Source organism: Stenotrophomonas sp. PE591 (assembly GCF_018320795.1).
Lineage (GTDB): Bacteria > Pseudomonadota > Gammaproteobacteria > Xanthomonadales > Xanthomonadaceae > Stenotrophomonas > Stenotrophomonas maltophilia.
The window spans coordinates 181,725-193,872 of the sequence record NZ_JAAOKO010000009.1 but is presented as its reverse complement, the minus strand read 5'-3'; the positions used below and the strand labels follow the sequence as shown (position 1 = coordinate 193,872).

The 12,148-nt window shown below is 68.1% G+C and carries 12 protein-coding genes; 7 read left to right on the top strand and 5 right to left on the bottom strand.

Going from position 1 to position 12,148, the window contains the following annotated elements; genetic code table 11:
- Position 1 precedes the first annotated feature (1 nt).
- The 4 genes from JLDANKMP_RS18625 to hemC all read left to right on the top strand — a co-directional run bounded on the left by JLDANKMP_RS18625 (position 2) and on the right by hemC (position 3,944).
- Positions 2 to 661 carry an alpha/beta hydrolase gene (locus tag JLDANKMP_RS18625; RefSeq protein WP_212561817.1) on the top strand — a complete coding sequence of 220 codons (660 nt, stop codon included), beginning with the start codon at positions 2 to 4 and terminating at the stop codon, positions 659 to 661.
- 3 nt (positions 662 to 664) lie between these two features.
- The gene (locus JLDANKMP_RS18620) at positions 665 to 1,708 is read left to right on the top strand and encodes a sensor histidine kinase (protein WP_024957924.1); all 1,044 of its coding nucleotides are present in this window, start codon (positions 665 to 667) and stop codon (positions 1,706 to 1,708) included.
- A 10-nt stretch (positions 1,709 to 1,718) separates the two neighbouring features.
- Complete coding sequence (locus JLDANKMP_RS18615) at positions 1,719 to 2,450, top strand: LytTR family DNA-binding domain-containing protein (protein ID WP_005411148.1); 732 nt, start codon at positions 1,719 to 1,721, stop codon at positions 2,448 to 2,450.
- 582 nt (positions 2,451 to 3,032) lie between these two features.
- Complete coding sequence (gene hemC, locus JLDANKMP_RS18610; protein ID WP_212561816.1) at positions 3,033 to 3,944, top strand: hydroxymethylbilane synthase; 912 nt, start codon at positions 3,033 to 3,035, stop codon at positions 3,942 to 3,944.
- A 116-nt stretch (positions 3,945 to 4,060) separates the two neighbouring features.
- On the opposite strand, the gene JLDANKMP_RS18605 is transcribed toward hemC, so the two are convergent.
- Positions 4,061 to 4,837, bottom strand: coding sequence for a DUF481 domain-containing protein (locus JLDANKMP_RS18605; RefSeq protein ID WP_005411146.1), 777 nt, complete (start codon positions 4,835 to 4,837; stop codon positions 4,061 to 4,063).
- Between the two features lie 106 nt (positions 4,838 to 4,943).
- On the bottom strand, positions 4,944 to 5,546 hold the full coding sequence (locus JLDANKMP_RS18600; protein ID WP_212561815.1) for a hypothetical protein: 603 nt from the start codon (positions 5,544 to 5,546) through the stop codon (positions 4,944 to 4,946).
- Positions 5,547 to 5,627: 81 nt separating this feature from the next.
- Between JLDANKMP_RS18600 and JLDANKMP_RS18595 the strand changes: the two genes are divergently transcribed.
- Together JLDANKMP_RS18595 and JLDANKMP_RS18590 are read left to right on the top strand one after the other, a co-directional pair.
- Complete coding sequence (locus JLDANKMP_RS18595) at positions 5,628 to 6,599, top strand: YafY family protein (protein WP_212561814.1); 972 nt, start codon at positions 5,628 to 5,630, stop codon at positions 6,597 to 6,599.
- Positions 6,600 to 6,625: 26 nt separating this feature from the next.
- Positions 6,626 to 7,420 (top strand): MetQ/NlpA family ABC transporter substrate-binding protein, encoded by a 795-nt coding sequence (locus JLDANKMP_RS18590; RefSeq protein WP_012481327.1) that lies wholly within the window; start codon positions 6,626 to 6,628, stop codon positions 7,418 to 7,420.
- Positions 7,421 to 7,526: 106 nt separating this feature from the next.
- On the opposite strand, the gene glpK is transcribed toward JLDANKMP_RS18590, so the two are convergent.
- The 3 genes from glpK to JLDANKMP_RS18575 form a co-directional block, all read right to left on the bottom strand.
- Positions 7,527 to 9,026, bottom strand: a complete 1,500-nt coding sequence (gene glpK / locus JLDANKMP_RS18585) for a glycerol kinase GlpK (protein ID WP_212561813.1) — start codon at positions 9,024 to 9,026, stop codon at positions 7,527 to 7,529.
- A 105-nt stretch (positions 9,027 to 9,131) separates the two neighbouring features.
- Entirely contained in the window at positions 9,132 to 10,637 is a 1,506-nt protein-coding gene (gene glpD / locus JLDANKMP_RS18580; RefSeq protein ID WP_212561812.1) for a glycerol-3-phosphate dehydrogenase, read from the bottom strand.
- Positions 10,638 to 10,765: 128 nt separating this feature from the next.
- On the bottom strand, positions 10,766 to 11,401 hold the full coding sequence (locus tag JLDANKMP_RS18575) for an OmpW family outer membrane protein (RefSeq protein ID WP_212561811.1): 636 nt from the start codon (positions 11,399 to 11,401) through the stop codon (positions 10,766 to 10,768).
- Positions 11,402 to 11,587: 186 nt separating this feature from the next.
- On the opposite strand from JLDANKMP_RS18575, the gene JLDANKMP_RS18570 reads away from it, so the two are divergent.
- The gene (locus JLDANKMP_RS18570) at positions 11,588 to 12,103 is read left to right on the top strand and encodes a DNA-deoxyinosine glycosylase (protein WP_212561810.1); all 516 of its coding nucleotides are present in this window, start codon (positions 11,588 to 11,590) and stop codon (positions 12,101 to 12,103) included.
- Positions 12,104 to 12,148: the final 45 nt, after the last annotated feature.

Below are 12,148 nucleotides of genomic sequence, written 5' to 3'. Positions count from 1 at the left end.
CATGCTGCAAACGGTGGAACAGGAAACCGGCGCCTCGCCACAGTGGTCGGTGATCTGGCTGCACGGGCTTGGCGCCGACGGCCACGACTTCGCGCCGATCGTGCCGGAACTGGTGCGTCCGCACTGGCCGGCGCTGCGCTTCGTGTTCCCGCACGCATCGGTGCGGCCGATCACGATCAACAACGGCGTGCCGATGCGCGGCTGGTACGACATCGTCGGGATGGACTTCCGCTCGCGTGCCGACATGGCCGGCGTGCAGGAATCGGTGCTGCAGCTGGATGCGCTGATCGCACGTGAGATCGAGCGCGGCGTCGCGGCGGAGAAGATCTTCCTGGCCGGCTTCTCGCAGGGCGGGGCGATCATCCTCACCGCTGCACTGTCGCGCACCGCGCCACTGGCCGGCCTGATCGCACTGTCCACTTACCTGCCGGAAGCCGAGAGCGCCAGGCGCGTTGACGGTGCGGTGCAGGTGCCGGTGTTCATGGCCCATGGCAGCAGCGACCCGGTGATTCCGCAGGCGGTGGCCGTACACAGCGCGCAGGCCCTGCAGGCGCTGGGCCTGGAGGTGGAGTGGCACAGCTATCCGATGGCCCACCAGGTCTGCGCCGAAGAGATCCAGGCGCTGGGTGACTGGCTGCAGGAACGGTTGGGCGCTGCCTGAGCCATGCCCCCGGCCAGCACATCGCCGTGGATGCCGGAACTGTGCCGCCTGCCGCGGCTGGCGGCGATGCTCGGCCTGGCCCAGCTGGTGGTGGTGGTGCTGGCGCTGGCGCCCGATGGCAGCCGCCACTGGACCTTCGGCGAGCTGCTGTCGGCCAGCGGCTTCGCGCTGTGGCTGGCGCTGGCGGTGACCGCCAGCCTGTGCCTCCTGCGGCAGGCTCTGTCGAGGCTGCCGCCGGTGCTGGGCGCTGTCGCGGCGATCGTGCTGGCGACCCTGATCGCGGTGGTCTGTGCCGGCATCGTGCATGCACTGTACGCGGTACTGGGCGACAACTTCGCCCGCGGCATCAGCTTCTGGCGCTTCACCCTGGGCAGTGCGGCAACCACGGCGCTGATCGCCGCGCTTGCCCTGCGCTACTTCTATGTGAGCGATCGCTGGGCCGCGCAGGTGCAGGCCAACGCGCGTGCCCAGGCCGACGCGCTGCAGGCGCGGATCCGGCCGCACTTCCTGTTCAACAGCATGAACCTGATTGCCAGCCTGCTGCATCGCGATCCGGCGGTGGCCGAACGCGCGGTGCTGGATCTGTCCGATCTGTTCCGTGCTGCCCTGGGCGCGGGCGAGGGCGACTCCACCCTGCGTGACGAATGCGAGCTGGCCGAGCGCTATCTGTCGATAGAGTCGCTGCGCCTCGGCGAGCGTCTGCAGGTGCGCTGGCAGCGCGATGAGCCGCTGCCGTGGGACCTGCCACTGCCGAGGCTGGTACTGCAGCCGCTGGTGGAAAACGCAGTGCTGCATGGCATTTCGCGGCTGCCCGAGGGCGGCACCATCGAATTGCAGCTGGTGCGCGAGGGCAAGGAGCTGCAGATCTGCGTGCGCAATCCCGCACCCGATCCGCAGGCGCCGGGGTTGGCGCTGGCGCGTGGTGCCGGCCATGCCCAGCACAGCATCGCTCATCGGCTGGCCTGGCGCTTCGGCGCCGCCGCGCGGATGACGGCTGGCTGGAGCGAGGGCTACTATGCCTGCCAGGTGACAGTGCCGATCCAGTGAGGGGACGACCGTGAGGGTAGTCATCGCCGATGACGAACCGCTGGCGCGGGAACGCCTGCGCAGCCTGCTGGCGGCGCAGGACGGGGTGGACGTGGTGGCCGAGGCCGGCAACGGCGAGCAGGCCCTGCATGCGTGCGCGGAGCTGCAGCCGGACCTGGTCCTGCTGGATATCGCCATGCCCGGGCTGGACGGCCTGGAAGCCGCCCGCCACCTGGCCAGCTTCGAGCCGCGCCCGGCGGTGGTGTTCTGCACGGCTTATGACGCGCATGCGCTGTCGGCGTTCGAGGCGGCGGCCATCGATTACCTGATGAAGCCGGTGCGTGCCGAGCGACTGGCGGCAGCGATCGCACGTGCACGCACGTTCCTGGCCGGCCGCGACGGCCAGCCGCAGGACAGCGGCGGGCAGCAGGCCCGCAGCATGCTGTGCGCACGCCTGCGTGGCAGCCTGCGGCTGATCCCGCTGGACGACATCCACTACCTGCAGGCGGAAGAGAAGTACGTGGTGGTGCACCATGCGCGCGGCGAGGACCTGATCGAGGAGTCGCTGAAGTCGCTGGAGGAAGAGTTCGCCAGCCGCTTCATCCGCATCCATCGCAACTGCCTGGTGGCGCGCCACGAGCTGGTGGAATTGCGCCGCGGCTCGGGCGGGCAGGTGCAGGCGGTGCTGCGGCATGGCAAGCAGCCGCTGGAAGTCAGCCGCCGCTGCGTGGCGACGCTGAAGCAGGAACTGCGGCATCTGTGAGTGGTCCCGCGCGGCCTGCGGCCGCGACTGCTTACGAGCAACGTCTGGAGCAACTGCAACGGCAACTGCAACGGCGGTTGGTCGGCTCGTTGGTGCTACGTACTGGGTCGGGCCGGGGTGGGGGGGCGGGACACGCTGCAAGTACATCCCTGTAGCTCGATGGCGCCATCCATGGCGCCAACGGTCCCGCCACCCCACCCCGGCCCAACCCTCTCGTTTTTCCCGCGTCGGACGGCAAAGGCATTGTTGTTATCGGGTGGGGAAAGAGGGGTCAGATCCCTTTTCCTGCGGAAAAGGGATCTGACCCCGGAAGCCGTCGGCTGTTGCTTTTGCTTCTGCTTTTTTCTTTTGATCTTCCGTGGCTGACGCACACGGAAACTGTCAGAGGCCGGGCGGGGTGGGCTGCGCAGGGGCGTGAGCCGCATGGATGCGGCGACCGAGCTTACACGGACGTACTTGCAGCGTCCCCTGCGTGGCCCACCCCGCCCGGCCACGCGCGGCTGTTGCTTTCATGACCCCTCCACCAGCCACGAGGGGCTCCGCCGTTGGCCGTATCCCCGCCGGAGGCGCGATAATGACCGGATGGAAACCGTCCGCATCGCCACCCGCAAGAGCCCGCTCGCCCTCTGGCAGAGCGAACACGTCGCCGACCGCCTGCGCCAGGCCCACCCCGGGCTGCATGTGGAACTGGTGCCGATGAGCACCCGCGGCGACGAAGTGCTCGACCGTTCGCTGGCCGCCATCGGTGGCAAGGGCCTGTTCATGAAGGAGCTGGAGCTGGCCATGCTGCGCGGTGACGCCGACTGCGCGGTGCACTCGCTGAAGGACGTGCCGATGGAACTGGACCCGCCGTTCGCGTTGCCGGCAATGCTGACCCGCCACGATCCCGCCGATGGCTTCGTCTCCAACCTGTACGCCTCGCTGGACGCGCTGCCGATCGGTGCGCGGGTCGGGACCTCGTCGCTGCGTCGCCAGGCGCAGCTGCGCGCGCTGCGACCGGACTTGGAACTGCTCGACCTGCGCGGTAACGTCAACACCCGGCTGGCCAAACTCGATAACGGTGGCTACGACGCCATCGTGCTGGCCGTGGCCGGCCTGGAGCGTCTGGGTCTGGGCGAGCGCATCGTCGCGCGCCTGCAACCGCCGCAGTGGCTGCCAGCCCCGGCGCAGGGCGCGGTGGCGGTGGAGTGCGATAGTGGCAATGCGCGTCTGATGGCGTTGTTCGCCCCGCTTGATGACGCGGCCACGCGTGCCTGCGTGGAAGCCGAGCGGGCGATGAACCGTGCGTTGCATGGCAGCTGCCACGTGCCGGTGGCGGCCATCGCGCAGTGGCAGGGCGATGATCTGCACCTGCAGGGGCTGGTTGGCAGCGCCAGCGACGGCCGTGCGGTGCGCGCCGAAGCCGTGGGCCCAGGCAGTGATCCGGAAGCGCTGGGCCAGCGCGTGGCGAAGATGCTGCTGGACGATGGCGCCGGCGAACTGCTGAACGTCTGAGCCATCAGGTAGTGCCGGCCGCTGGCCGGCAACCTCATGATCCCGATTGAATGCGGTTGCCGGCCAGCGGCCGGCACTACCGGAAGAAGAACGGGCGCCCTGGGCGCCCGTTCCGCTTACTTGAACTTGTAGACCACGTTCATCGTGGTCAGCGTATCGGTCTTGCGCTTGTCCTCGGCCACGTCACTGTTGTAACGCGCCTGCCAGCCGGCCTTCAGCGCAAGGTGCTCGTTCATGCTCACCGACACGCCGAAGTCGTTCTGGCCGAAGGTGTTGTACGAACCGGATTCGACCAGCAGGGTGTTGACCAGGTCGGTGTTGTCGGTCAGCGAGTACTTCATGTCGAACAGGCCGCGGCCGATCATGCCGGTGCGGGTGCGGTCGTCCTCGGTGCTGTGGGTACGGCGCACACCGGGGCCGATCTGCGCGTCGAACGAGAAGCGCTCGGTGTTCCACAGGCGGGTGCCGTAACCCAGACCGAACGAGCTCTGGCGGTCGTAGGTGGCGAAGTCGTCGCGCTCGGTACGCACCGTGGCCGTCAGCTGGCGGTGCTCGCCCAGCTGCAGCGCGCTGCCGGCACTGCCGGTGTAGCGGTTGGCGGTGGTGTTGTTGCGGCGGGTGGTGGTGCCGTCGTCGCGGGTCTCGGTCACCTTGGAGCTGGAACGCAGGCCGGCCAGGTCCATGCTGTGCACCCAGTCGCCGTCGGTGTAGCGCAGGCGCAGGCGGCCGTTGAAGCTCTCGGTGCTGCTGTTGCCGCGTGCCGAGGCGAAGCCGAGCTCGCCGCCACTGCCGCTCCACGGCGAAGACATCGCCGCCAGTTCGGAGGCATCCTGTGCATACGCGAGCGGCGCGCACAGCAGCAGGGGGATCAGCAGGGACACGCGCAGGGACATCGGGGCTTCTCCGAAGCGGTTGACAGCCGGTGATGATACTGGAAGCGTGATGGCGGTCAGAATCGATCCAAGGCGCGCTTCAGCAGACGTTGCCGCGGACACCTATTCAGGGCAGATCGATACGCAATGCCGGGTCGTTGAAGCGCGAATAGCGCAGGCGCAGCTGGAAATTGCGGCCGTTGCTGCTGCCGCTGCGCACGATCTGCCGTGGCAGGCCCTGGGCGTCCACCCAGTATTCCAGGCGTTCGCCGGGCTGGGCGCCACGCAGCCGGTAGTGACGGGTTTCGACTCCATCCAGCGAATGGCTGCCCAGGTCTTCGGCCTGCAGCTCGGCAGGCAGGGCGTCGGCCGGCAAGGGATTGCGCCACTGCTCCAGCAGGCCCGGCGGGGTGGGAACCTGGCGGATCGCACCGTCGGCCTGCAGGAACATGGTGTCGCCAATGATCGTCTGCGGCCCGCCCGGGGTCTGCACCCGGAAGCGGTCGGGGGCGACGAAGTCCATGGCACTGCGCACCGGCTGCGGCGCGCCCAGCACCTCCAGCTCGGCATGGAAACTGCCCAGGGCCGCAAAGCGTTGGCTGGCGCCCAGTACGGCCTGGGCCGGATCGGCCGCGGGCACGGGGGCTTCGGTCCTGGCCGGCGCCGGTGCGCGATCGCAGGCAGCCAGCAGCAGGCAGGCCAGCAGGGACAGGGCGGGCAACCGGCGCATCGGGCATTCCATGGGGGTGGGGGCGACCACGATAGCCCAAACGTCCCACACAAGACCCGCGACTCGGACATAATCGGGGGTATGGACCGATACGAACGCATCACCGCCCTGCATCGTCTGCTCAAGTCCGCGCGCTATCCGGTGACGGTGGCGACTCTGCAGGACAAGCTCGGTTGTTCCCGTGCCACCGTCTACCGCGACCTGGCCTTCCTGCGCGATGCGCTGATGGCACCGATCGAGGGCGACGGCGAGGCCGGCTTCCGCTACCAGGCCGACGAGAGCGACCGCTTCGAACTGCCTGGCCTGTGGCTCAGCTCGGAGGAGCTGCACGCCCTGCTGGCCTCGCAGCACCTGCTGGCGCGTACCGGCGGCGGCGTGCTGTCCTCGGTGCTGGCGCCGCTGCAGCAGCGTATCGAGAGCCTGCTGGCTGCCCAGGCCGGTGTCTCCAACTGGCCGGTGGATCGTGTGCGGGTAATCCCGCACCGCGGCCGCAAGTTCGATGAAGGCAGCTTCCGCAGCGTGGCCTCGGCGGTGCTGGAGCGCCGCCAGCTGGCGTTCGAGTACCGTGCCCGTTCCACCGACGAGCCGACCAAGCGCACCGTCTCGCCGCAGCGCCTGACCCATTACCGCGACAACTGGTACCTGGATGCCTGGGACCATGACCGCGAAGCCCTGCGCAGCTTCGCCGTGGACCGCATCCACAAGGCGCGCGTGGTCGACAGCACTGCCCGTGACGTCGCCGACAGCGAGCTGGACGAGCAGCTGGGTGCCAGCTACGGCATCTTCTCCGGTGCGCCGAAGGGCTGGGCGACCATCCTGTTCAGTGCCAAGGCCGCGCGCTGGGTGGCCGACGAGCATTGGCACTCCAAGCAGCAGGGCCGCTTCCTGGCCGATGGCCGCTATGAACTGAAGGTGCCGTACAGCGTCTCACGCGAACTGCTGATGGACGTGCTGCACTACGGCTCGGATGCCGAAATCGTCGAGCCGGTGATGCTGCGCGAGCAGGCCAAGGCGCTGCTCGAGCTGGCGCTGAGCAACTACGAACCCTCCTGACACTCCCCCCGAGAATCCCGTCCCCCATGAAGAAGACCCTGTTGCTGCCCCTGCTCGCCGCTGCGCTGGCCCTGACCGCCTGCGGCAAGTCCGGCGAGCCCTCGCAGAAGCTGGTGGTGGCCGCCACGGCCGTGCCGCATGCCGAGATCCTTGAGGTGGTCAAGCCGATCCTCAAGCAGGAAGGCGTGGACCTGGACGTGCGCGTGTTCAACGACTACGTGCAGCCCAACGACCAGCTGGTGCAGAAGCAGGTGGACGCCAACTACTTCCAGACCGAGCCGTACCTGGATGCCTACAACCGCGATCGCAAGACCGATCTGGTGAAGGTGATCGGCGTGCATATCGAGCCGTTCGGTGCCTATTCGCGCAAGGTCAAGTCGCTGGCCGAGCTGCGCGACGGTGCCGACGTGGTGATCCCGAACGACCCGAGCAACAACAGCCGCGCGCTGATCCTGCTGCACAAGGCCGGCGTGATCGAGCTGAAGGATCCGGCCAACGCGCTGTCGACCCTGCGTGACATCACCGCCAACCCGAAGAACCTGAAGTTCCGCGAGCTGGACTCGGCGATGCTGCCGCGCGTGCTGGACCAGGTCGACCTGGCCCTGATCAACACCAACTACGCGCTGGATGCGGGCCTCAACCCGACCAAGGATGCACTGGCGATCGAGAGCAAGGACTCGCCGTACGTGAACTTCCTGGTCGCGCGGCCGGACAACAAGGACGACGCCCGCGTGCAGAAGCTGGCCAAGGCCCTGACCAGCCCGCAGGTGAAGGCTTTCATCGAGACCAGGTACAAGGGCGCGGTGCTGCCGGCGTTCTGACCGGCGCTACGGACGTTCTGGCCATGCGGTCGTGCCGGCCACTGGCCGGCAATCTGCAAACGCCGCCAAGGATCATGGGGTTGCCGGCCAGCGGCCGGCACGACCTTCAGTCCACGTGGAAGGCGAGGGTGGCCGCCACGGCCTGCTGCCAGCCTGCATAGAGTTTCTCGCGGCGCGCCACTTCCATCTGTGGCTCGAAGCGCCGGTCCAGGCCCCATTGCGCGGCGATCTGCTCGCGGCTGGACCAGAACCCGACGGCCAGACCGGCCAGGTAGGCCGCGCCCAGCGCGGTGGTCTCGGTCAGCCGCGGCCGCAGCAGAGGCACCCCAAGGATGTCGGCCTGGAAGCCGGCCAGGAAATCGTTGCCGATCGCACCGCCGTCGGCGCGCAGTTCGGTCAGCGCGATGCCCGCATCGGACTGCATCGCATCAAGCACGTCGCGGGTCTGGTAGGCCATCGCCTCCAGCGCGGCACGCACGAAGTGTGCCTTGCGGGTGCCACGGGTCAGGCCGAACATCGCGCCGCGCACATCGCTGCGCCAGTAGGGCGCGCCCAGGCCGACGAATGCCGGCACCAGATACGCGCCGCCGCTGTCCGGCACCTGCGCGGCCAGTGCCTGGCTGTCGCTGGCACGCTCGATCATGCGCAGGCCGTCACGCAGCCACTGCACCACCGAGCCGGCGATGAAGATCGAGCCTTCGAGTGCATATTCCACGCGCCCGTCCAGGCCCCAGGCAATGGTCGTCAGCAGGCCGTTGCGCGAGCGCACCGCCTGCGTGCCGGTGTGCATCAGCATGAAGCAGCCGGTGCCATAGGTGTTCTTGACCATGCCCGGCTGGAAGCAGGCCTGGCCGAACAGCGCCGCCTGCTGGTCTCCGGCGATGCCGGCGATCGGGATCGGGTGGTCGAAGAAGAACTGCGGCCGGGTGTGCGCATACACCGTGCTGGAATCGCGCACCTGCGGCAGCATCGCGCGGGGTATGTCCAGCAGCGCCAGCAGGTCGTCATCCCAGTCCAGGGTGTGGATGTTGAACAACAGCGTGCGTGCGGCGTTGCTGTAGTCGGTCACATGCGCATGGCCGCCACTGAGGTTCCATACCAGCCAGCTGTCGATGGTGCCGAACAGCAGCTCGCCACGCTCGGCGCGTTGCTGCGCACCTTCCACGTGGTCGAGGATCCAGCGCACCTTGGTGGCGGAAAAATAGGCGTCGATCAGCAGGCCGGTGCGTTCGCGGACCAGTGCCTCATGCCCGTCGCACTTCAGTCGCTCGCAGATGGCATGGCTCTGCCGCGACTGCCAGACGATGGCATTGTGGATCGGCTGGCCGGTGGCGCGGTCCCAGACCACGGTGGTCTCGCGCTGGTTGGTGATGCCCAGCGCGGCGATATGACGCGGGTCGATCTGTTCGCGGCTGAGCAGTTCGGTCAGCGTGGCATAGACACTGGTGAGGATCTCGCGCGGGTCATGCTCGACCCAGCCGGGTTGCGGGAAGATCTGCGCGAACTCGCGCTGCGCACTGCCGACGATGTCGCCAGCACGGTCGAACAGGATCGCGCGCGAACTGGTGGTGCCCTGGTCGATGGCCAGCACGTAGCGGGGCGTCATGCAGCGTCTCCGGTGGCGATGGGGAAATCCTAATGCATCGATCGCGTCGCGCGCGGCCACCCTGGTAGCTGCCAACCGTGGTTGGCACACGTGGCAACACGGGGGTCAGAGCCCTTTCCCTGGGAAAGGGATCCGACCCCCCATCCACGCCTGCAGCCGCGCCACCTGCGCCGCATCCAGCCGCAGCCCCAGCTTGCTCCGCCGCCACAGCACGTCCTCGGCGCTACGCGCCCATTCGTGGTCGCGCAGGAAAGCCACTTCCCGCGCATGCAGGCCGCCGCCAAAGTCCTCGCCGAGATCGTTCATACCCCGCAGGCCCTGCAGCAGCTCCGCGCTGCGGCTGCCGTAGGCGCCGGCCCAGCGGCGCGCAATCTCTGCGGGCAGCCACGGTGCCAGTGCCTGCAGGCGCGAGCACGCCTGCGTGGCGTCGCCCCAGTCGCTGCCCGGCAGTGGGTGGCCCGTTGCCGTCCATGCCGGTCCCATCTGCGGCAGGGCGGGGCGCAGCAGGTCCAGCGCTTCTTCGGCCAGCACGCGGTACGTGGTCAGCTTGCCGCCCAGCACATGCAGCGCGGGCGCCGGGCCGGACTGCAACTGCAGGCGGTAGTCACGGCTCAGCTTCGCTGCACGCGGATCTGGATCGGCAAGTAGCGGGCGTACCCCTGCGAACTGCCAGACCACGTCCTGCGGGGTGATCGGCTCGCGCAGGTAGTGGTTGGCGGCCTCGCACAGGTAAGCCACCTCCGAAGGCAGCACGCTGCACCGGGCCGGGTCGCCACGGTAGTCGGTGTCGGTGGTGCCGACCAGCAGGTGGTCGTGGGCGAAGGGCAGCAGGAACACCACGCGGCCATCGGGCTGCTGAAGCAGGCAGGCGCTGTCGTCGGGCCAGGGCCGGCGCAGCACGATGTGGCTGCCCTGTACCAGGCGCAGGGCGGGGCCGCCATCGCGCGCCTGCATACGTTCCAGCAGGCCTCCTGCCCAAGGGCCGGCTGCATTGGCAACGGCCTGGGCGATCACCGTTTGCTGCCGGCCGTCGGTGGCTTCCAGCGTGGCCTGCCAACGGCCCAGCACAGGGCGCAGTTCAATGCAGCGGCTACGCACATGTACCCGTGCGCCACGCCGGGCGGCGTCCAGCGCATTGAGCAGTACCAGCCGCGCGTCATCGACCTGCGCATCGGCGTAGCTGAAGGCCTGCCGCAGCGCCGGGGAGAGCCAGGGGCCGAGCGGGTCGCGTTGCAGGTCCAGTGCGCGCGAGGCGGGAAAACTCGGGCTGCGCCGGCCCAGATGGTCATACAGCCACAGGCCCGCGCGCAGCATCCAGCGCGGTCGCAGGTGGGGTTCCCATGGCAGCACGAAGCGCAACGGACGGACCAGATGGGGGGCCTGCCGCCGCACCACTTCGCGTTCACCCAGTGCCTTGCGCACCAGTCCGAACTCGCCCTGTTCAAGGTAGCGCAGGCCGCCGTGGATCAGTTTGCTGCTGGCGCTGGAGGTGTGCGCGGCCAGGTCATACTGCTCGCACAACAGCACCCGCAGGCCGCGGCCGGCCGCATCACGGGCGATGCCGGCGCCGTTGATGCCGCCACCGATCACCAGCAGGTCGACGTCGTCCATCGCGTCTCCGTGTCCTGTGTGTGCGTAGAGTCGACTGACAGTCGACTCTACAGAACGCGGGTGACGGAAACGACGACGGGCCCCGCAGGGCCCGTCGCGTTACATCAGTGAAGCCGGTGCTGCCTGGATCAGAAGCGGGCACCGATGCCGAAGCCGACGGTCCACGGATCCATCTTGGCTTCGCCGATCTTCTCGCCGCCGACCTTCACGTCCGGACGCGAACGCATGTAGCGGGCATCGGCACGGGCGAACCAGGTGGAGTTGATGTTCATGTCCACGCCGACGGTGCCGATCACGCCCTTGGCGTCCTTGAGGCGGATGTCGGAGCTGCTGCCGTCGGCCAGCGTTTCATTGCTGAAGCTGGACTGGTAGTAGCCCACGCCCACGAACGGACGGAACACGTTGTCAGCCTGGCCGAAGTGGTACTGGCCGCTCAGCGCGACCGGCTGCTGCTCAACGTTGCCCAGGCGGGCATTGTTCGGGCCCTTCACCTTCTGGTCGAACTTGTCGGCGGCGCCCCACAGTTCAACGGCCCAGTTGTCGTTGATGTAGTAGCTGAAGCTGACGGTCGGCGCCGGGCCACCATCGACCTTCTTGATGCCGTCGATCGGATCATTCTTCGGCTGCAGCAGCGCGACGCCGCCAACCACGGCAAAATGCTTGCCCGAAGCGGTATCGGTGGAGCTGCTGTCCTGGGCGAAAGCGGCCGGCGCGAAGGCGGCGGAGGTCAGCAGGGCGAGACTCAGGATACGGATGGAGCGCATGGGGGTATCTCCTAATGTTTCTTGTTTTGGGCCCCCGGTTGCGGGGCGAGCACACCGTAGTCGCCTCAACATGAATCGAATCCGACGCGCGTTAAAAAATAGTTTTCCTTGTTCAGCGATCAGCGCGAAAAGCCTGTATCCATGGGGTTTCTGGTTGTCAGTGGCATTCATTCAGTTGGAGAAGATGTGAGCGCGGCAACGCAGTGCGTCGGCCTGCAAGCGCAGGTGAACGTGGATTGCAGGGTACTGCTGCTGGGTTCGATGCCAGGCGTGGCATCCCTCCAGGAGCAGCGTTACTACGCGCATCCGCGCAACCGCTTCTGGCCGCTGATGGCCGATATCTGCGGTTTCGACGCGGGCCTGCCCTATGTGCAACGGCTGCAGGCGTTGAACGCCGCGGGCATCGGCCTGTGGGATGTGATCGGCCGCTGCGAGCGGCGCGGCAGCCTGGATGCCGACATCGTGCGTGGCACGGAAGTGGCCAATGCGCTGCCGGAACTGATCGCCACGCTGCCTGAGCTGAAGCTGATCGGCTGCAATGGTGGTGCCTCGCTGCAGGCGTTCCAGCGCTGGGTGCTGCCACGGCTGGAAACCCCGCCGAAGCTGGTCGCATTGCCGTCGACCAGCCCTGCCAATGCGGCGTGGTCGTTGCCGCGCCTGCGCCAGGCCTGGCAGCCGGTGGCCGACGCGCGGGCGACATGAAGCGGACATCGTCCGGACAATACGCTACCGACTGGTCGCGGCCGC